Source organism: Petropleomorpha daqingensis (genome assembly GCF_013408985.1).
Lineage (GTDB): Bacteria > Actinomycetota > Actinomycetes > Mycobacteriales > Geodermatophilaceae > Petropleomorpha > Petropleomorpha daqingensis.
On sequence record NZ_JACBZT010000001.1, the window covers coordinates 5,164,882 to 5,187,752 of the forward strand.

The following is a 22,871-nucleotide window of genomic DNA, read 5'->3' on the forward strand; positions in this document are numbered from 1 at the left end:
GACCGCCGGGCATACGAGCAGCGGTCGCCGCGTTGTGCCGTGCGAAGATAGTTGCACTCTCAACTAGCAACGGAGACGGTCATGCAGTTCGGCATCTTCTCGGTCAGCGACATCACCACTGACCCGACCACCGGTCGCACGCCCACCGAGGGCGAGCGGATCAAGGCGGTCCTCGCGATCGCCACGAAGGCCGAGGAGGTCGGGCTGGACGTCTTCGCCCTCGGCGAGCACCACAACCCGCCGTTCTTCTCGTCCTCCCCCACGACGACCCTGGCGCACATCGCCGCGCAGACGACGACGCTGCAGCTGTCGACCGCGACCACGCTGATCACCACCAACGACCCGGTGAAGATCGCCGAGGACTACGCGATGCTGCAGCACCTCTCCGACGGCCGGGTGGACCTGATGATGGGCCGCGGCAACACCGGCCCGGTCTACCCGTGGTTCGGCCAGGACATCCGCAACGGCATCGAGCTGGCCGTCGAGAACTACGCCCTGCTGCGCCGGCTCTGGCGCGAGGACGTCGTCGACTGGTCCGGGAAGTACCGCACGCCCCTGCAGGGCTTCACCTCCACCCCGCGCCCGCTGGACGGCGTCCCGCCCTTCGTCTGGCACGGCTCGATCCGCTCGCCGCAGATCGCCGAGCAGGCCGCGTACTACGGCGACGGGTTCTTCCACAACCACATCTTCTGGCCGCCGGAGCACACCCAGCGGATGGTCGAGTTCTACCGCCGCCGGTTCGAGCACTACGGCCACGGCGCCGCCGACCAGGCGATCGTCGGGCTGGGCGGGCAGGTGTTCATGCGCAGGAACAGCCAGGACGCGGTGAACGAGTTCCGGCCCTACTTCGACAACGCCCCGGTGTACGGCCACGGCCCGTCGCTCGAGGAGTTCTCGACCGAGACGCCGCTGACCGTGGGCAGCCCGCAGCAGGTCATCGAGCGCACGCTCGGCTTCCGCGACTACGTCGGTGACTACCAGCGGCAGCTGTTCCTCGTCGACCACGCGGGGCTGCCGCTGAAGACCGTCCTCGAGCAGCTCGACCTGCTCGGCGAGGAGGTCGTGCCGGTGCTGCGCAAGGAGTTCGCGGCGCTCAAGCCGGCCCACGTCCCCGACGCGCCGACCCATGCCTCGCTGGTCGCGGCCGCGGGCGGGGCGAAGGACGCCACCGTCTACGCCGGCGGCGACGACGTGACCGGTCAGGCGCGCGAGGAGGCCGAGGAGGTGGAGGCCCGATGACGACCCGCACCCTCGCCGTCGTCAGCGCGGGCTTGTCGGTCCCGTCGTCCACCCGGCTGCTGGCCGACCGGCTGACCACGGCCACCGTGGAGGCCCTGCGCGAGCGCGGGATCACCTCCACCGTCGAGGTCGTCGAGCTGCGCGAGCACGCCCGCGACCTGGCCGACAACCTGGTCACCGGCTTCCCGAACACGTCGCTGCGGGCCGCGATCGAGACGGTGACCGGCGCCGACGGCCTGATCGCCGTCACGCCGATCTTCTCCGCCAGCTACAGCGGCCTGTTCAAGACCTTCTTCGACGTCCTGGACCAGGACGCGCTGACTTCCAAGCCGAGCTTGTTGGCTGCTACCGCCGGTACCGCACGCCACTCGCTGGCGCTGGAGTTCGCGATGCGGCCGCTGTTCGCCTACCTGCGAGCGGCGGTCGCGCCGACCGCGGTGTTCGCCGCGTCGGAGGACTGGGCCGGCGGGGACGGCGTCAGCCGCGCGCTGAACGAGCGGATCCGCCGCGCGGCGGGTGAGCTGGCCGACCTGGTCGCGGGGCTGCCGACCGCGCCGCCGGCCGACGCGCTGCAGGGCCCCTTCGGCGGCACCCCGTCGTTCGAGGAGCTGCTCCGCGGCAACTAACCGACGGCGGTGGGGGACGGCGGAGCGCTGCCGCCCTGCGGTGCTTCCGCGGTCATGAGCCGGACGATCTCCACCCGGTCCGCGGCCGACGGCAGCCCCCACTCCGGCTCGTAGTCGTAGACCTCCCGCAGCGGCCGCGACGCCGTCCGGCCGGTCAGCACCTCCACCGCCGAGGTGTCGATCAGCCCGGGGTGCTCCACGCCGCACGCCTCGGCGACCTTGAGCAGGTCGCGGCGCAGGGTCGCGATGTAGGCGGCCGCGCGCACCGACTTCAGCGCCGGGTCCAGCCCGTGCGCCAGCCAGGCGTTCTGCGTGGCCACACCGGTCGGGCAGGTGTCGGTGTGGCACTTCTGCGCCTGGATGCAGCCGATCGCGAGCATGGCCTCGCGGGCGACGTTGACCAGGTCGCAGCCCAGCGCGAAGGCGACGACCGCGTTGTCCGGCAGGCCCAGCTTGCCCCCGCCGACGAACACGACCTGCTCGTGCAGCCCGGCGCGGGCGAACACGGAGTAGACGCGGGCGAAGCCGAGCTGGAACGGCAGCGACACCGAGTCGGTGAAGATCAGCGGCGCCGCGCCGGTGCCGCCCTCACCGCCGTCGATCGTCACGAAGTCGACGCCGCGGCCGGTCGCCGTCATCAGGTCGGTGAGCTCGTGCCAGAAGCCCATGTCGCCGACCGCGGACTTGATGCCGACCGGCAGCCCGGTCTCGGCGGCGAGCAGCTCCACCCAGTCGAGCAGGCTGTCGGGGTCGGAGAACTCCGCGTGCCGCGACGGGCTGATGCAGTCCACGCCCTCCGGCACACCGCGGGCCGCGGCGATCTCGGCCGACACCTTGGCCGCGGGCAGCACGCCGCCGAGGCCGGGCTTGGCGCCCTGGCTGAGCTTGATCTCGATCGCCCGGACCGGCGCGGAGGCGACCAGGTCCTTGAGCCGGGCCAGGTCGAAGCGGCCGTGCTCGTCGCGGCAGCCGAAGTAGGCCGTCCCGATCTGGTAGACCAGCTCACCGCCGTGCCGGTGGTGCACCGACACCCCGCCCTCTCCCGTGTTGTGCAGGCAGCCGGCCAGCGCGGCGCCGCGGTTGAGGGCCTCGACCGCACGCCCGGACAGCGAGCCGAAGCTCATCGCGGAGACGTTGACCACCGAGGAGGGCCGGAAGGTCTGCGGCCGCCCGCGGGCCGCGCCCAGGACCTTGGCGCAGGGCAGCCGGACCTCGCTGCCGGCGTGCACGTTGGTGGTCGGCACCGCCCGGCCGAACGTGCGGTGGTTGATCACCGGGTACCCGGCGGTGTACTCGAGGTCGTTGTCGGTGCCGAAGCCGAAGTAGTTGTTCTGCTTCTTCGCCGAGGCGTAGACCCAGCGGCGCTGGTCGCGGGTGAAGGGCCGTTCCTCGTTGTTGCCCGCGACGAGGTACTGGCGCAGTTCGGGGCCGACCGCCTCGATCAGGTAGCGCGCGTGCCCGAGCACCGGGAAGTTGCGCAGCAGCGTGTGCTCGCGCTGCAGGAGGTCCCGGGCGGCGACGGCCGCCACGGCGGAGAGGCCGGCTGCTGCGGCTCGGCTGACCCAGCTCATGGGCGGAGTGTGCGCCCGAGCCGACCCGGCCGCCTGCCGTCAGGAGGGCAGCAGCACCGTGCGCAGCTCGTGCGCCCCGTCGGGACGCGTGGCCTCGTAGAACCAGCGGGTGGTGCCGTCGGGCAGCGCGACGGCGTCGGCGTAGCGCAGGCCGTGCGGAGCGTGCGGGCTCTGCAGCAGCGGCCCGTCGGGAGCGGCGGTGAAGCCGGAGCCGGTCATCCGGGCCAGGCCGGTGCGCTCCTCCCAGTTCTCCTCCGCTGACGCCCGCCCGTCGTACAGCGCCCAGGTCGCCGGGTCGTCGACGCCGTCGGGGCCGGGCAGCACGGTGGTGAACCGCACGCCGCGGGCGTCCCAGGTGCCGGGGGTGCCCGCCAGCGCCGTCCCGTCGTGGGTCCACGCCCGCCCGTCGTCGCTGGTCGCGTGCTCGGTGGTCATCCGATCGGTCGCGTCGGGGTCGTCGAGCGGGTGCACCGAGGCCCAGAGGTGCCATCTGCCACCGGACCAGCGGACCACCGGGTCCTTCCACGCCGCGGTGGCACTCCCGGGCAGCACCGTCTGCGGCCGGGCGCCGGCGAGCCTCTCGATCGAGTCCGCCTCCAGCAGGTCCACCCGCCAGTGCTTGGTGCCCGGCGTGGCGCAGCTGACGTAGAGCCGCCAGCGCCCGTCGGGGGTGTGCACGAGGGCGGGCCGTTCGAGCGACTCGGCGGCGAACTCGTCGCGGTGGATCCGCACGACCTGCTCGAAGCCCACCCCGTCGTCGGAGCGGGCGATCACGTTGGCGTAGCCGCGCCCCTCCCCGACCGGTCGACGCAGCCGGTAGGCCAGCCACCAGACGCCGTCGACGAGCAGCGCGGAGGGGCCACCGGCCCAGCCGCCGGGGCGGGCGTCCTCGGGGACGACCGCGACCGCCGCGTCGTCCCAGAAGCGGTCGGTCCGGGCGGCCAGCCCCTCCGGCGTCGGCAGGACGGGACGGTGGGACAGGCTGGTCAACGGAAGGGCTCCCCCGGCGGCGGTGGCGGTACGGCCAGCGTAGTGCCGCCGCTCGCGCGCTTTCCGCACCCGATTGGTAGGAATATCGCCATGGCGGAGCGGCTGCCCACGTTCTTCATCGCCGGCGCCCCCAAGGCGGGGACGACGGCGCTGCACGCCGCGTTGGCCACGCACCCCGGCCTCTACCTCTCGCCGGTCAAGGAACCGAAGTTCTACCTGACCGGCGGCCGGCCGCCCGACCGCGCGCACCAGCGGGGGCCCGGCGATGCGCACAGCGCCCGCGAGTGGATCTGGCGGCGCGACCGGTACCAGGCCTTGTTCGCCGCGGCGCCGCCCGACGTCCCCAGCGGGGAGAGCACGCCGTTGTACCTCTACGACCGCGACGCCCACCGGCGGATCGCCGCCGACATCCCCGAGGCGCGGATCGTCCTCGTCGTCCGTGACCCCGTCGACCGCGCCGTCTCCAACTGGGTGCACCTGCGGGCCGACGGGCTCGAACCGGAGGCCGACTTCCTTCCCGCCGTGCGGGCCGAGGAGCACCGCATCGCCTCCGGCTGGGCGCCGTTCTGGCACTACCGGGGGCTGGGCCGCTACGGCGAGCAGCTGCGGGACCTCTTGGAGCACTTCCCGCGCGAGCAGGTGCTGCTGCTCCGCTACCGCCAGCTGGTCGACTCCCCCCAGCAGACCCTCGACCGGGTCTGCGCGTTCCTCGGCGTCGCCGAGGGGCAGGCGCACGCCGTCCCGCCGGAGAACGTGAAGCCCTACGTGCCCGACGGCGTCCGCTACCAGCTGCTGGCCCGCGCGGCCCGCACCGGTGCGGCGCTCGGCGCCTTCGCCCCGCCGCAGGTGTGGCGGCTGGCCAGCCGACCGCTGCTCGCCGCCCTGCACGCCGGCCGGACGTCGCGCCCCGCCCTCCCGGTCGAGGCGCGCCGGGAGGTGCTCGAGCCGCTGCTGGAGGACATCGCGCTCCTCGAGGAGGTCACCGGCGAGTCGTTCGCCGACTGGCGCTCCGACACCGGCCGCGGCGACTTCCGCTCGCGGGCGGCCGTTCAGCGGTAGGCCGAGCCCCCGCGCAGCCGGGCCGCGGCGGCGACGTGCAGCGGCGCCAGCACGATGCCGTCGCGGGCCAGCCGGGCGCGCAGCTGCCGCCGGTGCCGGACGACGCCGACCAGGCCGATCGCCCAGAACACGTACTGGACGGCGAAGGCCGCGCGGAACGCGCCCAGGTCGTAGGCGGTCGACGAGCCCGGGGTCAGGACGTCGAGCACCGCGCCGATCGCGAGGATCGTGCACAGCGAGGCGACGAAGCCGCCGACGTTGACCACGCCGCTGGCGCTGCCCATCCGCTCGGCAGGGTTCTCGGTGCGGGCGAAGTCGAAGCCGATCATCGAGCCGGGTCCGTTGGTGCCCAGGACGACGACCAGCAGCACGAGCAGCCACAGCGGCGCCCGTCCCGGCCAGAGCAGGACGACGGTCCACATCGCCGCCGTCGAGAGCAGCACGGTGAAGACGAGGTTGGAGCGGCGCAGCGGCCAGTGCCCGCACAGCCGGCCGAGCAGCGGGCCCACTCCCATGCCGACGAGCACGAGCAGCGTCAGTAGCACGGCGGCGGTCGCCGGTGAGAGCCCCTCCCCCACGACCAGGAACGGATAGCCCCACAGCAGCGCGAACACCGTGCCGGAGAACTGGGTGACCAGGTGGGTGTAGAGCCCGATGCGGGTGCCCGGCTCGCGCCAGGTGTCGGCGAGGTTGCGGCGCACCTGGGCCAGGCCCGGCGGCGCCGGCCGCAGGGTGCCCGGCGGGGCGTCGCGCAGCGCGGCGAGGACGAGGACGGCGGCGAGCACGCCGACCGCGGCCGCCCCGAGGAACGTGGTGCTCCAGCCGGCGTGGTGCAGCAGGCTGACCAGCGGGTAGGCGGCGACGATCTGCCCCAGCTGGCCGAGGATGCCGGTGAGCTGGGTGATCAGCGGGACGGTCCGGCCGGGGAACCACAGGCCGATCACGCGCAGCACGCTGATGAAGGTCATCGCGTCGCCGGCGCCGATGAGCACGCGCGCGACGACGGCGGTCGGCACGTCGGTGGCCACCGCGAGGGTCAGCTGGCCGCCGGCCATGACCAGCGCGCCGGCCACGACCAGCGCCTTCGAGCCGTACCGGTCCAGGGCCACCCCGACCGGGATCTGCATCGCCGCGTAGACGCCGAGCTGCAGGACGAGGAACAGCGACAGCGCCGACGCCCCGGCGGAGAAGCGCTCCTGGGCCTCGACCCCGGCCACCCCGAGCGAGGCACGGTGGAACACCGCGACGGCGTAGGCGAACAGCCCGATCAGCCAGACGGCGTAGGCGCGGGCGGGCGCGCGGCTGGGGATCGGGGTGGCTACCGTCGTCACCCCTAGGACGACGCGTGACCGACGCCGACCCTTCCCTCACCGTCGGTGACGTTGCCCACGTCGTCGGCGGGCGTGCGCTCCTCCCCGACCGTCGGCTCCTCCTTGGGCCGGCCGCGGCGGTGGTCCCAGACGTCGCGCAGGACCACCTGGACCATGCTGGCCACCGGGATCGCGAGCAGCGCGCCGAGCACGCCGAGCAGCTCGACGCCGATCAGGATCGCGATGATCACCGTCAGCGGGTTGAGCTGCACCGTCCGCTTGAACACCAGCGGCTGCAGCAGGTGGTTCTCCAGCTGCTGGTAGAGGACGAACCAGACCAGGACGACGATGCCGGCCGGCACCGAGTGGATGAAGCCGGCGAGCACCGCGACCACCCCGCCGATCGTGGCGCCGACCAGCGGCATGAGGTCGACGATCCCCACGAACAGCCCGATCAGCCCGGCGAACGGCACGCCCATGATCAGCAGCACGATCCAGGTGGTCGCCCCGCAGATGACGCTGATCAGCAGGTTGCCGGAGATGTAGCCGGTCACCGACCGCGCGCAGTCGGCGCCGACCCGGCGGATCCGCTCGCCGGTGGTCGGGGCGAACAGGTTGGTGAAGCCGTCGACGATCCGCGGCCCCTCGAGCACCATCAGGTAGGCCAGCACGAGCACGGTGACCGTGCCGGTGAGGGCGGTGGCCACGCCGGCGAGCACGCCGGCGGCCGGCGCGGTGAGGCCGCTGGCGAAGTGGCTGATCTTGTCCTGGTTGTCCTGGATCCACTGCAGCACGTGGAAGCGCTGCAGCAGGTCGCCGATGGGCCCGCGCCCGGCCCGGGCGTCGGCGATGTCGCGCGGGAGCTGGGCCGCGAGCTTCGTGCCCTCGTTGACCAGCGGGACGACGAACGCGGTGACGAGTCCGGCCAGGACCAGGAAGACGACGAGGAAGACCAGGAACGTGGCCAGCGCGCGTCGCTTGCCGCCGAGCAGCCGCCGCTGCGCCCAGCCGACCAGTGGCGCGAGCGCGATGGCGAAGAACGCGCCGACCACGATCCAGGTCAGCACCTGCCGGGTCTGCAGCACGAGGTAGATGAGCAGCGCGGTGGCGAGCCCGAGCCCGATCACGGTGAGGATGGTCCGCACCGGGACCCGCTCGCGCGGCGGCTGCACAGAGATGGTCACCGGATTGCGATGCCCACTGTTCCGTTGATCGAAGCGCCCCGATCCGGTTGCGCCCGATACAGTCTCGGCGATGGTCGGTCTCGTCCCCGCACTTCCCGACGCCCCGGTGGCCCCGCTACCGGAGGAGCTGGCGCCGGTCGACGACCCCGCGGTCGACGACGGGCACCGCCGCGGGCGGATCCTGCGGGCGCTGGCCGTCTGCATGGCGGAGAAGGGCTACCGCGCCACGACCATGTCGGACATCGCCCGCGTCGGGCAGGTGTCGAAGACCGTCGTCTACGCGCACTTCCGCGACAAGGAGCAGTGCCTGCTCGAGCTGTACTCGCGGGCGACCGACGCCGTCCTGGAGACCGTGCGCGAGGCGCAGGACGCCGCTCGGGCGGCCGGGCTGCCGTGGCGCGCGCGGGTGCGCTCCGCGGTCGAGGCCTACCTGGAGGTGCTCGCCGCCGGACCCGCCCTGGCCTGGGCGGCGCTGGTGGAGGTGCAGGCCGCCGGCACCTCCGCCCTGGCGCTGCGCCGCGACGTCGTCGACCGCTACGTCGACCTGCTCGGCCAGTCGGCCACCGAGCTGCACGCCGAGCACCCCGACGAGGTCCGCCCGCTGAGCCGGGAGCTGCTGCTGGCCGCGGTCGGCGGCATCAACGAGCTCATGCTCGCCCGGGTGGAGCGCGGCGAGGCCGACCGGCTCACCGAGGACGCCGAGGTCGCCTCGGCCGTGCTCATCGGTCTGCTCGAGCGCCGCTGAGCCGGCGCGCCGGGCGCAGCGCGGCGACGACCAGCGCGCCGAGGGCGCTGACCGCGGCGGCCCCGAGCGCCGCGGCGTTCCAGCCGCCGGCGAGCTGCTCGGGCGTGCCGGTGCCCACGACGAGCACGACCACGGTGACGCCGACCGCCGCGCCGACGTAGCGCGCGGTGTTGTTGGCGCCGCTGCCCATGCCGGCGCGGGCGGGCGGGACGTGCGCCACCGCCTCCCGGCCGAGCGCGGCGTTGGCGGCGCCGTAGCCCACGCCGAGGACCAGCAGCCCGGGCAGGAAGCGGATCCCGCTCGCCCCGGCGCCGAGGACCGCGAGCGCGGCCAGCCCGGCCGCCGAGAGGGCCAGGCCGAGCGCGAGCAGCACCCGCCCGTCCAGGCCGGGCAGCCGGCGGACCGCGAGCGCGGTCGCGGTCGACACCGCCGACCAGACCAGGACGAGCAGGGTGACCGACAGCAGGCTCTCTCCCAGCCCGCGCTGCAGCACGCTGGGCAGGTAGGACATCAGCCCGACGATCGCGGCGCCGGTCACCAGGGCGCCGACGCTCGCGGCCACGAAGCCGCGCACCCGGAACAGCGCCAGGTCGACCAGAGGCTCGCGCACCCGCGCCTCGACGACGACGAAGGCGACCAGCAGGACCCCCGACAGCACGAGGACGACGGTCGCGAGCCCGCCGCCGGACGGCGCGCGCGTCTCGACCAGCCCGGAGAGCAGGCAGCTGAGGGCGGCGACCAGCAGCACCGTGCCGGCGACGTCCACCCGGCGGTGCCGGCGCGGTCCGGACGCGGGTAGCACCAGGCGGGCGACGACCGCGGCGACGACGGCCAGGCCCGCGGTGACCACGTGCGTCGTCCGCCAGCCCGACCCGGGGTCCAGGACGACGGTGGCGATGCCGCCGATCCCGGTGCCCGCGCCCACGCTGGCGCCCCACAGCGCCGCCGCGCGGGCCCGCTCCGGGCCGGCCGGGAACGCCTGGGAGATGAGGCCGAGCGTCGCGGCCAGCACGGCGGCGCCGCCCACCCCCTCCACCAGCCGCCCGGCGACGAAGACGGCGGTGCTGCCCGCGGCCGCGGTGATCCCGGCGCCGGCGGCCAGCAGCACGAGACCGCTCGCGAACACCCGCCGCTGGCCCAGGTCGTCGGCGGCCACGCCGGCCACGAGCAGGGCCGCGGCCAGCCCGACGCTCATCGCGCTGAGCAGCCACGCCTGACCGGCCGGGCCGGTGCCCAGATCGGCCGCCGTGCGCACACCCGTCGCCAGCGGCGTGACGAACGCGGCCAGGGTGAGCACGGTGCTCGCCGCGACGACGGCGAGGGTGCGCCCCGGGGCTGCCTCGCCGGTGCGGCGGAGCTCGGGAGCGACGACGGAGTCCATGGGCTTCCCCCTGCGACGGCATCTCGGTTCGGACGACGAACCGAGGCCACCGTAGCAGTGACGGTTGGATTGTCAAACCACGATGCGTAGCGGTCGTGATCTTGGGATAGGACCGGTCGCAACAGCGCCCGACGAGAGGAGCCCCGCAAGATGGCGAGCGTCATCCACTACACGATCGCGACCGAGGCCGAGCAGAGCCCCGACTTCCGCCGGGTGCTCTGGACCGGCCAGAACACCCAGCTGGTGATCATGACCATCCCGCCGGGTGGGGAGATCGGCGAGGAGGTCCACGAGGACACCGACCAGATCCTCACGTTCGTCAGCGGGACCGGGAAGGCGATCGTCTCGGGCAGCGAGAAGAACGTCGCGCAGGGCGACCTGGTCGTCGTCCCGGCCGGGAAGAAGCACAACTTCCTCAACACCGGCCAGAACCCGCTGATCCTCTACACCGTCTACGGGCCGCCCGAGCACGCCGACGGCGCGGTGCACACGACGAAGGAGGAGGCCGACCGGCTCGAGGAGGAAGGCAAGGACGAACCGCCCACGGGGTGACCGGGTGGCGGCGCTTAGTCTCCTCAGGTGAGCGCTGCCGACTCCGATCTCCTGGAGGCACTGCGCCGGGCCGGGCTGGACGACGTCGACGACTCCGGCCTGGCCCGCGCGCTGTACTCCTCCGACGCCTCGCTCTACCGGGTGCTCCCCCGCGCGGTGGTCCGCCCGCGGCACCCCGACGAGATCGTCGCGGCGCTGTCGGTCTGCCGGGAGCTCGGCGTCCCGCTCACCGTGCGCGGGGCGGGGACGTCGATCGCCGGCAACGCCGTCGGCCCCGGCGTCGTCCTGGACACCAGCCGGCACCTGACCGGGGTGCACCGGATCGACGCCGAGGCCCGCACCGCGGTGATCGACCCCGGTGTCGTGCAGGCCTCGCTGCAGGCGGCCGCGAAGCCCTACGGGCTGCGCTTCGGGCCCGACCCGAGCACGCACAACCGCTGCACCGTCGGCGGGATGATCGGCAACAACGCCTGCGGCTCGCGCGCGCTGGGCTACGGCCGGACGTCGGACAACGTCGTCGCGCTCGACGTCCTCACCGGCGGCGGGCAGCGCCTCGCCCTGGGGGCAGAAGTCGCGACTTCTGCCGCTGTGCTGGACGACCTCCGCCGCCTGGTCGACGGGGAGCTGGCGACGATCCGCACCGAGCTGGGCCGCTTCGGCCGGCAGGTGTCGGGCTACTCGCTGGAGCACCTGCTGCCCGAGCGCGGCTTCGACGTCGCCCGGGCGCTGGTCGGCAGCGAGGGGACGCTGGCGCTGGTGCTCGGCGCGACGGTGCGGCTGGTGGCCGACGCGCCGGTGCGCGGGCTCGTCGTCCTGGGCTACCCCACGATGGCCGACGCCGCCGACGCCACGCCAGGGCTGCTCCCCCACGGGCCCACCGCGGTCGAGGGGCTCGACGCGCGGATCGTGCAGCGGCTGCGCGACGTCCCGGCCGCGGTGGTGCCCGACCTGCCCCGCGGCGAGGGCTGGCTGATCGTGGAGCTGACCGGCGACACGGTGGCCGAGGTCGAGGGCAAGGCGCGCGGGGTGCTGGCCGACTCGGGTGCGGTCGACACGATGGTGGTCACCGACGTCGCGCACGCCGCGGCGATCTGGCGGATCCGCGAGGACGGCGCGGGCCTGGCCAACCGCACCTCCGACGGGCGGCCGGCGCACGCCGGGTGGGAGGACGCCGCCGTCCCGGCCGAGCAGCTGGGCTCCTACCTGCGCACGTTCGAGGGGCTGCTCGTCGAGCACGGGCTGCAGGGGGTGCCCTACGGGCACTTCGGCGACGGCTGCGTGCACGTGCGGATCGACTTCCCGTTCGGGCAGGGGTCCGACGGCGGTCGTCGGGCGTACCGGTCGTTCATCGAGGACGCCGCCCGGCTGGTCGCCGGCTACGGCGGGTCGATCTCCGGCGAGCACGGCGACGGCCGGGCCCGCAGCGAGCTGCTGCCGACGATGTACTCCCCCACCGCGATCTCGCTGTTCGAGCGGGTCAAGGGGCTCTTCGATCCCGACGACGTGCTCAACCCGGGCGTGCTGGTCCGGCCGGCGCGCTTCGACGACGTGGTGCGGGTCGCCGCGGCACCGCGGCTCACCCGTGGGTTGGCGTTCGCCTACGAGCACGACGGCGGCGACTTCTCCGCCGCCGTGCACCGCTGCACGGGTGTCGGCAAGTGCCGGGCCGACCTGCACGCCACCGGCGGGGTGATGTGCCCGTCGTGGCCGGCCACCCGCGACGAGAAGGACTCCACCCGGGGACGCGCCCGGGTGCTGCAGGAGATGCTCGCTCCGGGTGGACCGGTGCGGGACTGGCGCGCGCCGGAGGTGCACGAGGCGCTCGACCTGTGCCTGTCGTGCAAGGGCTGCTCGCGGGACTGCCCGACCGGCATCGACATGGCCACGTACAAGGCCGAGGTGCTGCACCAGTCGTACAAGCGCCGGCTGCGGCCGCGCCCGCACTACACGCTGGGGCAGCTGCCCCGGTGGGCCGACCTGGCGGCGCGGGTACCGCGGCTGGCCAACGCCGTCATGGGCTCGAAGCTCGGCGGGGCCGTGGCCAAGTGGTCGGCGGGCATGGACCAGCGGCGCGAGCTGCCGCCGTTCGCCGTCCGGACGTTCCGCGCGCAGTGGGCGGCCCGGCTCTCCTCCGTCTCCGACGCCCCGCGGGTGGCGCTCTGGGTGGACTCGTTCACCGACCACTTCGCCCCCTCGGTGGCGTGGGCGGCCGTGGCGGTGCTGGAGGACGCCGGTTACCGGGTCGAGGTGCCCGGTGACGAGACGTGCTGCGGGCTGACCTGGATCACCACCGGCCAGCTCGACGCGGCGCGGAAGATCCTGGGGACCACCGTGCGCGCCCTCGCGCCGCTGGCCGACGCCGGCGTCCCGATCGTCGGCGTGGAGCCGTCGTGCACCGCCGTGCTCCGCGGCGAGGCGGTGGAGCTGCTCGCCGATCCCGCGGCGGCGCGGGTCAAGGCGGCGACCCGGACGCTGGCCGAGCTGCTCGTGTCGACGCCGGGGTGGACGCCGCCGTCCCTGGAGGGGCTCGAGGTGGTCGCGCAGCCGCACTGCCACCACGCCTCGGTGCTCGGCTGGTCGGCCGACGAGACGCTGCTGCGGCAGGCCGGGGCCACGGTGACCCGCCTCGGCGGCTGCTGCGGGCTGGCCGGCAACTGGGGCGTCGAGCGCGGGCACCACGACGTCTCGGTGACGATCGCCGAGCAGCAGCTGCTGCCCGCCGTCCGGAACCTCTCCCCCGACGCCGTCGTCCTGGCCGACGGGTTCTCCTGCCGCACCCAGCTCGACCAGCTCGCCGAACGGCAGGGCCAGCACCTGGCCGAGCTGCTGGCGGCCCGTCTCACGCCGGCGGCGGATCGAGTTCCTGGAAGACGGTGACGTGCAGCCCGGCGGGCGCGTCCAGCCGGGCGTTCAGCGAGCGCCAGGGCGTCTCGGTGGGCGGCGCGACGACGTCCGCGCCGGCCTGGACGAGGTCGTCGGTGACCCGCTGCGCGTCGTCGACCTCGAACGCGACCCGCATGCGCGGGGCGACCGGGCGGCCGACCTCGACCTCGTCGATGTAGCGCTTCTGCGCCGGGTTGGCGAGCTCGAGCGTGGCCCGGCCGGCGTCGAGGATCGTCACGTGCGCGCCGCCCGGCGCCTCGAAGGCGTCCTCGACGGGCAGCCCGAGGACGTCGCGGTAGAACCGGACGGCCGCCTCGTAGTCCTCGGCCTCGACGACCAGCCGGAGCTGGCGCACGCGTCGGTCGCTCATGGCTCCGCAGTCTGGACCGGGACGGGCAGGCGGATCTACCGTGGGGACGTGGCCGAGTGGCTCACGATCGAGGTGCTCGACGCCGAGGGGTTCCCGGCGTCGCTCTGGCAGCACGCCCACGGCAACGACCTCGTCGAGGCCGCGATCACGCACGGCGCGCTCTACTGGGAGTGGCACGAGACCCGGTGGGGCGTCGTCCTGGAACTGGTCTTCCCCGACGACGAGGTGCTGGAGCGCTACCGCGCGCTGCCCGCCGTCGTCGCCTCGCTGGACGCCGTGCCCGACCGGGTCAGCGGTCTGCTGGTCTACCGCGGTCGTGGCGGCGGCGCGGGCGCCACGGTGCCGCGCCGGCCGCGGCCGAAGCCGGTCGCCGGGTCCGCGGAGTGGCCGGCGCCCGAGGAGTTCCGCTTCCTCGCGATCGAGCACGCCGTCACCGACCTGACCGACGACGGCCACGAGACCCCGGTCCTCTGACCGTGCTCAGCGGCGACGGATCTTGACGTCGTCCACGCAGGTCACCGAGGAGCGCAGGTTCCGGTAGCCGAGCCCGGCGGCGTCCAGGTAGGTCATGGCCGCGAGCTCGCCGGCGGTGTGCGCGTCGTCCTCCTCGCCGGGGCCGGCCTCGACGCGAACGAGCACGCGGTGGGAGAACGCGGCCAGCTTCTCGTCGTAGGAGAGGGTGCCCTCCTCGGTGAACGACGAGACGAACAGGTCGTGGGCGGCGGCCTCGGCGCGCAGCCGGGTGCGCTGGGCGTCGTCGAGACCGTCGAAGACGCCGCGGACGATGACGCGGTAGGTGCGTTCGGACACGGCGAGCGACGCTAGCCGCCGGACGCGTAACGGGCGACCGGGTTTCGGCTCAGGCGGCGGCGTCGCGGCGGGCGCGGGCCGCCGCGACGACGTGCGGGGCCAGCGCCCGGGCGATGAGCGCGTAGCCGGCCGACGAGGGGTGGAAGCGGTCGGCGGAGAACAGCGCCGGGTCGCCGGCGAACGCCGCGCCCACCGCAGGCCCGATGTCGGCGAACCCCACGCCGGCGGCCCCGGCGACCTCTTCCTGCTGGCGCTGCAGGATCGAGCACGCGCCCTGCACCAGCGCACGGAAGGCCGGCGGCACGAACGGCACCACGGACATGTCCGGCGCCGGCACCACCACGACGTCGGTGCCGGCCGCCTGGAGCCCGGCCACCGCGCCGGCCAGCTGCCGGGCGGCCTCGGCGGGTGGCACGAAGCGGGCCAGGTCGTTCGCGCCGACGACCACGACGGCCAGGTCGATGCCGAGCGGCGCGGCCCGGCGCACCTGCGCGGCCAGATCGGCGGAGGTCGACCGCGGCACCGCGAGCACGTGCAGCTCGACGGCGAAGCCCTCGGCGGTCAGGACGTCGGCCAGCCGCGGACCGAGCCGGTCGTCGGGATGCCGGGCGCCCTGCCCGTAGCCGATGGAGTCGCCGAGGACCGCGAGACGAAGACCTGCCACGCCTTCCCATTACCCCACAGAAAACGCTGCACCGACACGCGAAGGGGGCCTGGACGACGTCGCGTCGTCCGGGCCCCCTCAGCGGTTCAGGCGCGCGGGCCGCCGGCCGCGTAGATCACCTGGCCGGACACGAAGCCCGCGCCCTCGCTCACCAGGAACGAGACCAGGTGCGCGATGTCCTCGGGCTGGCCGACGCGCTGCACCGGGATCTGCGAGGCAGCGCCCTTGATGAAGTCGTCGAACGGGATGCCCATGCGCTCGGCGGTCGCCTTGGTCATCTCGGTCTGGATGAAGCCCGGAGCGATCGCGTTGGCGGTGACGCCGAACTTGCCCAGCTCGATCGCGACGGTCTTGGTGAAGCCCTGCAGACCGGCCTTGGCGGTGGAGTAGTTGGCCTGGCCGCGGTTGCCCAGCGCCGAGACGCTGGACAGGCTCACGATCCGGCCGAACTTCGCCTCGGTCATGTACTTCTGCACCGCGCGGGTCATCAGGAAGGCGCCGCGCAGGTGGACGTTCATGACCGTGTCCCAGTCGGACTCGGTCATCTTGAACAGCATGTTGTCGCGGGTGACGCCCGCGTTGTTGACCAGCACGGTCGGCCCGCCGAGCTCCTCGGCGATGCGCTCGACCGCGGCGGCGACCTGCTCGGGGTCGCTCACGTCGGCGCCCACGGCCAGGGCCTTGCCGCCTGCGGCCTCGATCGCCTCGACCGTGCCCTTGGCCTGGGCCTCGTCGAGGTCCAGGACGGCGACGGCGAACCCGTCCTGGGCCAGCCGGATCGCCGTCGCGGCGCCGATGCCGCGCGCCGCCCCGGTCACGACGGCCACCCGGGCCGTACCTGCCTCGCTCATCAACACGATCCCTTCACGCAGATAGGCGGCCGCCGGCGGCTCGATCGCCCCGCGTGGCCGCGCCCTTCCCCCGACACGGTACGGGCGCGGCGCACCGAACCTCAGGCGGGCTGGCGCAGCTGGGTCACCGCGGCGTCGTCCGGCAACGGCTCCTGCGACGCCGGGTGCTCGACCAGGGCCAGCACCCGGTTGGCCATGAACCGCGCGGTGCGGACCTTGGTGCCGCCGCGGGTGGTCTCGGTGACCTCGACCAGCCCTCGGCCGTGGGTGATCTCCACCCGGCGGCCCGCTCGGGTGGCCTCGATCTCGTAGGTACGGGTGTCGTCACCGGCGTCGATGACGACCTCCACTCGGTCGCCTCGCATGGCTCTCTCCTCCTCGGCTGCCGGGCGGTTCACCCGACCTACCGACAACGTACGGAGGGGGTACGACATTCCGTTTCCGCAGCTCGCGCCGCGTGTCGAGGGGTCAGTCGGAGTGCGGACGGCGGTGCGGGTGGGGCAGCGAGCGCACCGACGCCAGCGCGGCCCGCCGGGCGTGCGCCCGCTTGCGCGCGCGGGAGGTCCGGGGCGCCCGTGGCTCCTCGCGCAGCAGGACGTCCAGCCAGTGCCCGCGCGGGTCGACGTCCACCAGCAGGGCCTTGACCAGGAGCGTCAGCGGGATGGCGAGCAGCGCGCCGAGCGCCCCCATGACCCAGCCCCAGAACAGCAGCGCGACGAACGTGACCGTCATCGACAGCCCGACCGAGTCCCCCGACGAACCGCGGCTGGATCAGCGTCTGGACCACGAAGTTGAGCACGCTGTACAGGACGACGATCGCGATCAGCTCGCCCCAGCCGCCGGCGAGCAGGCCGAGCAGCGCGGGCGGGATGAGCCCGAGGACGAAGCCGATGTTGGGCACGTAGTTGGTGATGAACGACAGCACGCCCCACAGGACGGCGGCCGGCACACCGAGCAGCGCCAGCCCGATCGCGTCGCCGATGGCGACGATCGCGCCGAAGACCGTGCTCACCAGCAGGTAGCTGCGGGTGCCCCGGGCGAACAGCCCGAGCGCGATCGGCAGGTGCGGCCGCTCCGCGGCGACGAGGGCCAGCCGCCGGCCGAACCCGCCGGACTCGATCGCGAGGAACACCAGCGCCGAGAGCAGGAGCAGCAGCGTCGTGGCGGCGTCGGTGAGCCGGCTCAGCAGCCCGGTGGCCACGCCGACCAGCTGGCTGTAGTCGATGTTGTTCACCAGGTCGGAGAGCTGCCCGCTGACCACGCCGGCGTTGTTCAGGTCCCGCACGACACCGTTGATCAGCACTTCGGCACGATCGGCGTAGTCGGGCAGCAGCGCGGCCAGCTGGGCGACGGAGAGCACGAGCAGCCCGACGAAGCCGAGCAGCACCGTCCAGACCAGCACCAGCAGCACGGTGGCGCTCGCCCACCGCGGCCAGCCGGCCCGCATCAGCCACGTCTGCACCGGGGCCAGGGCGATGACCACCACCAGCGCGAGCAGGACGGGCGCGACCAGCCAGGAGATCTCGCGGAGCCCGGCGACGGCGACCGTCGCGGAGGCCCCGCCCAGCAGGAGCAGCAGCCAGCGGGGCAGCCCGCCGGACGACGACGGCGCGAGGGGGGCGTCCGGCACCGGCGTGCCCTCGGCCTGCGCGGTCTCCTCGGCGGCGTCGGCGACGTCGGCGACGCTCGCCGGCTCTTCCTCCGGCTCGACCGACGGCTCGGCGCTCGGGACCGGCCGGGACGACGCCGCGGACGCCTCGTGCCCCGGCGTCAGCCGGCGGCCGGGCAGGTTCGGCTGCGCGACCATGCTCCCCCCTCGTACCTGCCGTCAGCGACGAGCGGCGTCCAACAGCTCGGTCATGGCCGGCAGGTCGAAGAACTGCGCGGTCAGCCGAGCGCTCTGCCCACCGGCGTCCGGGTCGGCACCGGCGTCGAGCAACCGCCGCACCGCCTCGGACGACTGCCGGAAGACGGCCGCGGCCAGCGCCGTCTGCCCCCGGTCGTTGACCCGCCCGTGGTCGGCCCTCCGCTCGAGCAGCGCCGCCACCGTGTCCGCGTGGGCGTGGTAGGCGGCCAGGATCAGCAGGGTGTCGCCCTTGTCGTTGGTCAGGTTCGCCGGCACGCCGGCATCGACGTAGCCGACCAGCTCCTCGGTGGCGCCCGCGCGCGCCAGGTCGAAGACGCGACCGGCCAGCTCGATCACACCCGGGTCGATGGGCTCGTTCACCCTTGGCAGCCTAGGAGCAACGCCTCTCGCGGGCAGCTCACCCGGTCTCAGCGGCCGACGCGGTCGGCCAGCGCGAGCATCCGCCGCCACGCGTCGGCGCAGGCCTCCTCCCACTCGCCGAAGGACCGGTCGAAGAAGGAGTGCGGGGCGCCGTCGTAGACCGCGGTCTCGACCTCGGCGCCGCCCGACCGCATCGTCTCGGCCAGCGCGAGCTGGTCCTCGACCGGGGTGGCCTGGTCGGCGCCGGCGATGAGCATGAGCGTCGGCTTGCGGGCGTGCTGGGCCGCGTCCCCGACCATGGCCGGGCGGCCGTAGAAGCCCGCGCACGCGGCCAGGTCGAGGTCGCCGCCGGACTGCCGCCACGAGTGGCTGCCGCCGAAGCAGAACCCGACCGTGAGCACCGGGAGATCGGGCCCCGTCCGCCCGCGCAGATAGGTGATGGCCGCGGCGATGTCGGCGTCGATCGACTCCGGCCTGGTCTGCGGGATGTGGCTCTGCCAGTCGAAGTCGGCCTCGCGGACGCCCGAGCCGGTCTCGCCGCCGGCCAGCCCCGCCGTCCGCCCGAAGTAGTCGATCGCCACCGCGGCCAGCCCGGCCTCGGCGAACCGCTCGGCGAGCGCCACGTAGTACGGGTGCAGCCCGCGGATGTCGGGCAGCACCACGACCCCCACCCTCGCCTCCCCCGCCGGCGCGGCGTACGCGGCGGAGAACGGGGTGCCGTCGGCGGAGGTCAGCGTCAGCGTGCCTCGTTCGGCGACGTCTCCGGACCGGGGCGGGGCGGGCGGGCGGCTGTCGTGGTCGTGGCACATGCCGACGTTCTACCGCCGGTCGCGCCGGTCCGCGCCCCCGGGTCAGCCGCCGGCGACCTCGCTGGCCGGCTCGGACCGGCCGCCGAACACCCGCGCGGCCACCTGCCGGCGCGCCTCGGAGAGCCACTCGTGCTGCTGGTCGGCCTGCCGGATGAGCCGCTCGAGCAGCTCCTTGTCGATCCGGTCGTCGACCTCGGCGACCTCGCGCAGCGTCTCGAACCCGGCCCGCTTGCCGAGCACGGCGGTCGAGATGAACTCGAACTCGATGAGGTCCGACAGCGGCGAGCGGGACAGCAGCCGGCCGTTGAGCTTCAGCCGGGAGATCTTCTCCCCCAGCCAGGTTGCCACCTGCTTGTACTGGCGCACCGGGATGCCGAGCGCCTTCATCGTCGACAGCAGCGCCCCCTTCTCCTCGCGCAGCTCGCCGAGCAGCCGCTCCAGGTGCGGCTCGAAGGGCTTGCCGCGGTGCGTCTGGAGCATGCGGCCGACCAGCTCGACCCCGCCGGTCGCGGCCATCAGGTGGTCGTTGACGTAGATGCCCAGGAGGTCGGGATTGCGGATGCCGCCGGCGGCGGGCGACTCGGACACAGGGCCTCCAGGTGAGGTCGACGGACGTCGAGCCCTGTCCTCCTTCCCGCCGTCCCGGGAGCCCAACCGCTCAGCGGCGCAGCAGCACGACGACGCCGACGCAGCCCACCGCCCACAGCGCGCTGGCCAGCGTGCCGAGGATGAAGCGCTCCGCGGCCGCCGGGGCCCGAAGCTCCGCGAACCGGCCGAGGCCCTTCACCGCCAGGACGACGGCCAGCCCCTCCGGCCAGCCCGCGAGCAGGGTGCCGGCGATGGCGACCCGCTCGAGCACCCCGATCCAGGCCCCGCCGCGCAGCACCTCCGGATCGCTCGGACCGCCGGCGACCGACGCCGACGTCGGATCGGCCGAGCGCAGCACCGCGGTCGCCACCGGGCCGCCGGCGCTCACCGCGGCGGCCACGGCCAGCAGCAGCACCGCCTGCAGCCACCCGCCGGAGACCGGGCCGGCCGCCCAGGCCAGGACGGCGGCGATGCCCAGCGGGACGACCAGCGTGAGCGCCGCCCAGGCCGGCCGCAGCCGCTCGTCGAGCACCATGAGCGCCAGCCCTCCGCCGGCGGTCAGCGCCAGCAGGACCAGGACGGCGACGGTCACGGCACGCTCATCCGGCCGCCCGCGCGAGCAGCCGCGCCGCCGTCGGGCGCAGCTCCTTCTCCAGCTCCCACATGCCGGCGGCCAGCCGCTGGCCCACCGCCTGACGCGAGATGCCGAGAGCGGTGGCCGCGTCGGACTGCGTCCGCCCCTGGTCGACCAGCTCGATCGCCTCCCACGCCTGCTCGCTGCGCCGGTCCACCAGCCCGGCGAGCGCGCTCAGCACCGCCTGCGCGTCGGCCGCCTCCAGGAGGACAGCCCCGCGCACGGCCAGCCGGAAGGGGCGCTGCTTGGCCGCGTCGACCGCCCGCCGCGCGGCGAGGAAGGCCGGACCGGCACCGGCCCGCGTGCTCTCCGGCAGCGGCGTCTGCACCGGGCCCGCGCCCACGCCGATGCTCCAGCCACCCATCCGGACCAGCCGCAGAGCCACGTCCACGACGTCGGCAGGGTCGCCCAGGACGCCCTGGAACTCGTCGCCCGCGGTGCGTTCGAAGCCGAGCAGCACCGGCACGCTGCCCTCGAGCAGGCGCAGCGCGTCGGCGACCCGGTCCGGGCTCCGGCGGCTGGCCCGCTGGTCGACGGTCAGCACGTACGGCACCGCGCAAGCCTGGCACCTTTCTCTGCTCGAAGCAAGGCTCAGAGCTTGTCGATCACCTCGGGCGGGAAGCCGCCGGTCGCGATCGGCCCCCAGCCCGTGATCGTGATCCGCAGCAGCGACTTGCCCTGCGGGACCATGGCCGCCCGGTACTCGTCCCAGTCGGGGTGCTCGCCGCTGATGCCGCGGAAGTACTCGACCAGCGGCTCGAGCGCCTCGGGCAGGTCGAGCACCTCCGCCTCCCCGTCGAGCTGCACCCACGGGTCGTCCCACCCGTCGGAGAGCACGCACAGCGACACGGCGGGGTCACGCCGGGCGTTGGCCACCTTCGCGCGCTGCGGGTAGGTCGACACGACGACCCGCCCCTCGCCGTCCAGGCCGAACGTCACCGGCGAGAGCTGCGGGCCGCCGCTCGCCCGCCGGGTCACCAGCACCGCCCGGTGCCGCGGTCGGAGGAAATCGAGCAGGGCATCGCGGTCGACCCGGTCGGCGGTGGCGGCTCTCGGCATGCCTCGACGCTACGGTGCGCCACCGACAGGTGTGTTGTGATCATGCGCATGAGGCTGCCCCGTTCCGATCGCGGGACCGCGGAGGAGACGACGACCCAGGAGCCCACGGAGGCACCGGCCCCGTCGCCCGACCGCGGCCGGCGGGTCCGCGCGGCGACCCGCACGCTGGCGATCGCCTCCGGCGAGCTGGTGCTCATCGCCCTCGCCGTCTACGTGATCGGGTACGTGCTCGGCACGTTCTGGGTGGTCCTGCTGCCCGTCGTCCTGGGGCTGCTCATCTCGACGGTGCTGTGGCCGCCGACCCGGTTCCTGCGCCGCCACGGCTGGCCGCCGGCGCTCGCGGCCGGGGTGGTGCTGGTCGGCGCGCTCGCCCTGTTCGGCGGGCTGATCGCGCTCATCGCCCCGCAGGTCGCCGACCAGGCCGGCCAGCTCGCCGACCAGACCGTGCAGGCGCTCGAGGACGTGCAGAAGTGGCTGCAGGGCCCGCCGTTCAACATCGGCGAGGACCAGATCGGCAACGCCGTCGACACGATCATCAACCGGCTCCAGGAGAACGCGACCGACATCGCCGGCTACGCGCTGACCACCGTCAGCTCGATCGGCAACGGGCTGATCAACCTCGTGCTGGCCCTGGTGCTCGCCTTCTTCTTCATCAAGGACGGCCCGAAGTGGACGCCGTGGCTGGCCGCGCAGACCGGCCCGCGGGCGGCGCCGCACGTGGTCGCGCTGTCGCAGAAGACCTGGTCGACGCTGTCGGAGTTCATCCGCCAGCAGGCCTTCGTCGGGTTCATCGACGCGCTGTTCATCGGGCTCGGCCTGCTGATCCTCGGCGTCCCGCTGGTGATCCCGCTGGCCGTGATCACCTTCCTCGGCGCGTTCATCCCGATCATCGGTGCGTTCGTCGCGGGCGCCTTCGCCGTCCTGATCGCCCTGGTCAGCAAGGGGTTCACCACGGCGCTGATCGTCCTGATCATCGTCCTGGTGGTGCAGCAGCTGGAGGGCAACGTGCTGCAGCCGATCATCCAGGGGCGCGGGTTCAACCTGCACGCGGGCGTGGTCATCCTGGCCGTGACCGCGGGCGGCAGCCTCGCCGGCATCACCGGCGCGTTCCTGTCGGTGCCCGTGGCGGCGCTGATCGCGGTGATCTACCGGTACGTCCGCGACCAGCTGGACCACCGGGAGCCCGAGGTGGCCGACGACGGCACCCAGGCGCAGGTGGTCGGGGACGACGACGGCAGCCGCCTGGTGACCGAGCAGGACGACACTGCGCCGGCCTGACCCGGCCGGGGCACGATGGGAATGCCGGACCGCACCACGCG

At 74.2% G+C, this 22,871-nt stretch carries 25 protein-coding genes; 8 read left to right on the plus strand and 17 right to left on the minus strand.

Annotated elements, in window-relative coordinates; all coding sequences use genetic code 11:
- Positions 1–81 precede the first annotated feature (81 nt).
- Entirely contained in the window at positions 82–1,239 is a 1,158-nt protein-coding gene (locus GGQ55_RS25395; RefSeq protein WP_179721628.1) for an LLM class flavin-dependent oxidoreductase, read from the plus strand.
- A complete protein-coding gene (locus GGQ55_RS25400) occupies positions 1,236–1,865 on the plus strand; it encodes an FMN reductase (protein WP_179721630.1) in 630 nt (209 codons plus the stop codon). Before GGQ55_RS25395 ends, GGQ55_RS25400 begins: the two co-directional genes overlap by 4 nt.
- Here the strand turns inward: GGQ55_RS25400 and GGQ55_RS25405 are convergent.
- On the minus strand, positions 1,862–3,436 hold the full coding sequence (locus GGQ55_RS25405) for an FMN-binding glutamate synthase family protein (protein ID WP_179721632.1): 1,575 nt from the start codon (positions 3,434–3,436) through the stop codon (positions 1,862–1,864). The genes GGQ55_RS25400 and GGQ55_RS25405 overlap by 4 nt on opposite strands.
- A 39-nt stretch (positions 3,437–3,475) precedes the next feature.
- The gene (locus GGQ55_RS25410; protein ID WP_246323868.1) at positions 3,476–4,426 is read right to left on the minus strand and encodes a glycoside hydrolase family protein; all 951 of its coding nucleotides are present in this window, start codon (positions 4,424–4,426) and stop codon (positions 3,476–3,478) included.
- A gap of 90 nt (positions 4,427–4,516) precedes the next feature.
- Between GGQ55_RS25410 and GGQ55_RS25415 the strand changes: the two genes are divergently transcribed.
- Positions 4,517–5,485, plus strand: coding sequence for a sulfotransferase family protein (locus tag GGQ55_RS25415; RefSeq protein ID WP_179721634.1), 969 nt, complete (start codon positions 4,517–4,519; stop codon positions 5,483–5,485).
- Here GGQ55_RS25415 and GGQ55_RS25420 read toward each other — a convergent pair.
- A complete protein-coding gene (locus tag GGQ55_RS25420) occupies positions 5,476–6,816 on the minus strand; it encodes an MFS transporter (RefSeq protein WP_366490239.1) in 1,341 nt (446 codons plus the stop codon). The genes GGQ55_RS25415 and GGQ55_RS25420 overlap by 10 nt on opposite strands.
- A gap of 2 nt (positions 6,817–6,818) precedes the next feature.
- Complete coding sequence (locus GGQ55_RS25425; RefSeq protein WP_366490241.1) at positions 6,819–7,979, minus strand: AI-2E family transporter; 1,161 nt, start codon at positions 7,977–7,979, stop codon at positions 6,819–6,821.
- Between the two features lie 70 nt (positions 7,980–8,049).
- On the opposite strand from GGQ55_RS25425, the gene GGQ55_RS25430 reads away from it, so the two are divergent.
- Entirely contained in the window at positions 8,050–8,724 is a 675-nt protein-coding gene (locus tag GGQ55_RS25430) for a TetR/AcrR family transcriptional regulator (protein WP_246323869.1), read from the plus strand.
- Here GGQ55_RS25430 and GGQ55_RS25435 read toward each other — a convergent pair.
- A complete protein-coding gene (locus tag GGQ55_RS25435) occupies positions 8,699–10,105 on the minus strand; it encodes an MFS transporter (RefSeq protein ID WP_179721640.1) in 1,407 nt (468 codons plus the stop codon). The genes GGQ55_RS25430 and GGQ55_RS25435 overlap by 26 nt on opposite strands.
- Before the next feature lie 150 nt (positions 10,106–10,255).
- On the opposite strand from GGQ55_RS25435, the gene GGQ55_RS25440 reads away from it, so the two are divergent.
- Positions 10,256–10,657 carry a cupin domain-containing protein gene (locus GGQ55_RS25440; RefSeq protein ID WP_179721642.1) on the plus strand — a complete coding sequence of 134 codons (402 nt, stop codon included), beginning with the start codon at positions 10,256–10,258 and terminating at the stop codon, positions 10,655–10,657.
- A 27-nt stretch (positions 10,658–10,684) separates the two neighbouring features.
- On the plus strand, positions 10,685–13,534 hold the full coding sequence (locus tag GGQ55_RS25445) for an FAD-binding and (Fe-S)-binding domain-containing protein (protein WP_179721644.1): 2,850 nt from the start codon (positions 10,685–10,687) through the stop codon (positions 13,532–13,534).
- Here the strand turns inward: GGQ55_RS25445 and GGQ55_RS25450 are convergent.
- Positions 13,497–13,910 (minus strand): VOC family protein, encoded by a 414-nt coding sequence (locus GGQ55_RS25450; protein WP_179721646.1) that lies wholly within the window; start codon positions 13,908–13,910, stop codon positions 13,497–13,499. The genes GGQ55_RS25445 and GGQ55_RS25450 overlap by 38 nt on opposite strands.
- Positions 13,911–13,958: 48 nt before the next feature.
- Here GGQ55_RS25450 and GGQ55_RS25455 point away from each other — a divergent pair, with 48 nt between their 5' ends.
- Positions 13,959–14,384, plus strand: coding sequence for a hypothetical protein (locus tag GGQ55_RS25455; RefSeq protein WP_179721648.1), 426 nt, complete (start codon positions 13,959–13,961; stop codon positions 14,382–14,384).
- 6 nt (positions 14,385–14,390) lie between these two features.
- On the opposite strand, the gene GGQ55_RS28675 is transcribed toward GGQ55_RS25455, so the two are convergent.
- The 11 genes from GGQ55_RS28675 to GGQ55_RS25510 form a co-directional block, all read right to left on the minus strand.
- Entirely contained in the window at positions 14,391–14,720 is a 330-nt protein-coding gene (locus GGQ55_RS28675; RefSeq protein WP_179721650.1) for a DUF6204 family protein, read from the minus strand.
- A gap of 49 nt (positions 14,721–14,769) precedes the next feature.
- Positions 14,770–15,384, minus strand: coding sequence for an SGNH/GDSL hydrolase family protein (locus tag GGQ55_RS25465; RefSeq protein WP_179721652.1), 615 nt, complete (start codon positions 15,382–15,384; stop codon positions 14,770–14,772).
- A gap of 86 nt (positions 15,385–15,470) precedes the next feature.
- The gene (fabG, locus tag GGQ55_RS25470; protein ID WP_179721654.1) at positions 15,471–16,235 is read right to left on the minus strand and encodes a 3-oxoacyl-ACP reductase FabG; all 765 of its coding nucleotides are present in this window, start codon (positions 16,233–16,235) and stop codon (positions 15,471–15,473) included.
- Between the two features lie 101 nt (positions 16,236–16,336).
- Positions 16,337–16,600 carry a DUF8836 family protein gene (locus GGQ55_RS25475; protein ID WP_179721656.1) on the minus strand — a complete coding sequence of 88 codons (264 nt, stop codon included), beginning with the start codon at positions 16,598–16,600 and terminating at the stop codon, positions 16,337–16,339.
- A 38-nt stretch (positions 16,601–16,638) separates the two neighbouring features.
- A complete protein-coding gene (locus GGQ55_RS25480; protein ID WP_246323870.1) occupies positions 16,639–18,042 on the minus strand; it encodes an AI-2E family transporter in 1,404 nt (467 codons plus the stop codon).
- 21 nt (positions 18,043–18,063) lie between these two features.
- Complete coding sequence (locus tag GGQ55_RS25485) at positions 18,064–18,462, minus strand: ankyrin repeat domain-containing protein (RefSeq protein ID WP_179721658.1); 399 nt, start codon at positions 18,460–18,462, stop codon at positions 18,064–18,066.
- A 47-nt stretch (positions 18,463–18,509) separates the two neighbouring features.
- Positions 18,510–19,271 carry a dienelactone hydrolase family protein gene (locus GGQ55_RS25490; RefSeq protein ID WP_179721659.1) on the minus strand — a complete coding sequence of 254 codons (762 nt, stop codon included), beginning with the start codon at positions 19,269–19,271 and terminating at the stop codon, positions 18,510–18,512.
- Between the two features lie 42 nt (positions 19,272–19,313).
- Positions 19,314–19,859 carry a hypothetical protein gene (locus GGQ55_RS25495; RefSeq protein ID WP_179721661.1) on the minus strand — a complete coding sequence of 182 codons (546 nt, stop codon included), beginning with the start codon at positions 19,857–19,859 and terminating at the stop codon, positions 19,314–19,316.
- A 70-nt stretch (positions 19,860–19,929) separates the two neighbouring features.
- A complete protein-coding gene (locus GGQ55_RS25500) occupies positions 19,930–20,451 on the minus strand; it encodes a hypothetical protein (protein WP_179721663.1) in 522 nt (173 codons plus the stop codon).
- 7 nt (positions 20,452–20,458) lie between these two features.
- A complete protein-coding gene (locus GGQ55_RS25505; protein ID WP_179721665.1) occupies positions 20,459–21,046 on the minus strand; it encodes a hypothetical protein in 588 nt (195 codons plus the stop codon).
- 38 nt (positions 21,047–21,084) lie between these two features.
- On the minus strand, positions 21,085–21,552 hold the full coding sequence (locus tag GGQ55_RS25510; RefSeq protein ID WP_179721667.1) for a PPOX class F420-dependent oxidoreductase: 468 nt from the start codon (positions 21,550–21,552) through the stop codon (positions 21,085–21,087).
- Between the two features lie 48 nt (positions 21,553–21,600).
- Here GGQ55_RS25510 and GGQ55_RS25515 point away from each other — a divergent pair, with 48 nt between their 5' ends.
- A complete protein-coding gene (locus tag GGQ55_RS25515; RefSeq protein ID WP_246323871.1) occupies positions 21,601–22,830 on the plus strand; it encodes an AI-2E family transporter in 1,230 nt (409 codons plus the stop codon).
- Positions 22,831–22,871 lie beyond the last annotated feature (41 nt).

What these genes read in the sequence shown, in the direction of transcription:
- GGQ55_RS25480 (WP_246323870.1), bottom strand. Translation starts at nt 18,042, where the DNA reads ATGGTCGCGCAGCCGAACCTGCCCGGCCGCCGGCTGACGCCGGGGCAC.
- GGQ55_RS25450 (WP_179721646.1), bottom strand. Translation starts at nt 13,910, where the DNA reads ATGAGCGACCGACGCGTGCGCCAGCTCCGGCTGGTCGTCGAGGCCGAG.
- GGQ55_RS25435 (WP_179721640.1), bottom strand. Translation starts at nt 10,105, where the DNA reads ATGGACTCCGTCGTCGCTCCCGAGCTCCGCCGCACCGGCGAGGCAGCC.
- GGQ55_RS25515 (WP_246323871.1), top strand. Translation starts at nt 21,601, where the DNA reads ATGAGGCTGCCCCGTTCCGATCGCGGGACCGCGGAGGAGACGACGACC.
- fabG (WP_179721654.1), bottom strand. Translation starts at nt 16,235, where the DNA reads ATGAGCGAGGCAGGTACGGCCCGGGTGGCCGTCGTGACCGGGGCGGCG.
- GGQ55_RS25510 (WP_179721667.1), bottom strand. Translation starts at nt 21,552, where the DNA reads ATGCCGAGAGCCGCCACCGCCGACCGGGTCGACCGCGATGCCCTGCTC.
- GGQ55_RS25490 (WP_179721659.1), bottom strand. Translation starts at nt 19,271, where the DNA reads ATGTGCCACGACCACGACAGCCGCCCGCCCGCCCCGCCCCGGTCCGGA.
- GGQ55_RS25430 (WP_246323869.1), top strand. Translation starts at nt 8,050, where the DNA reads ATGGTCGGTCTCGTCCCCGCACTTCCCGACGCCCCGGTGGCCCCGCTA.
- GGQ55_RS25475 (WP_179721656.1), bottom strand. Translation starts at nt 16,600, where the DNA reads ATGCGAGGCGACCGAGTGGAGGTCGTCATCGACGCCGGTGACGACACC.
- GGQ55_RS25395 (WP_179721628.1), top strand. Translation starts at nt 82, where the DNA reads ATGCAGTTCGGCATCTTCTCGGTCAGCGACATCACCACTGACCCGACC.
- GGQ55_RS25415 (WP_179721634.1), top strand. Translation starts at nt 4,517, where the DNA reads ATGGCGGAGCGGCTGCCCACGTTCTTCATCGCCGGCGCCCCCAAGGCG.
- GGQ55_RS25405 (WP_179721632.1), bottom strand. Translation starts at nt 3,436, where the DNA reads ATGAGCTGGGTCAGCCGAGCCGCAGCAGCCGGCCTCTCCGCCGTGGCG.
- GGQ55_RS25440 (WP_179721642.1), top strand. Translation starts at nt 10,256, where the DNA reads ATGGCGAGCGTCATCCACTACACGATCGCGACCGAGGCCGAGCAGAGC.
- GGQ55_RS25400 (WP_179721630.1), top strand. Translation starts at nt 1,236, where the DNA reads ATGACGACCCGCACCCTCGCCGTCGTCAGCGCGGGCTTGTCGGTCCCG.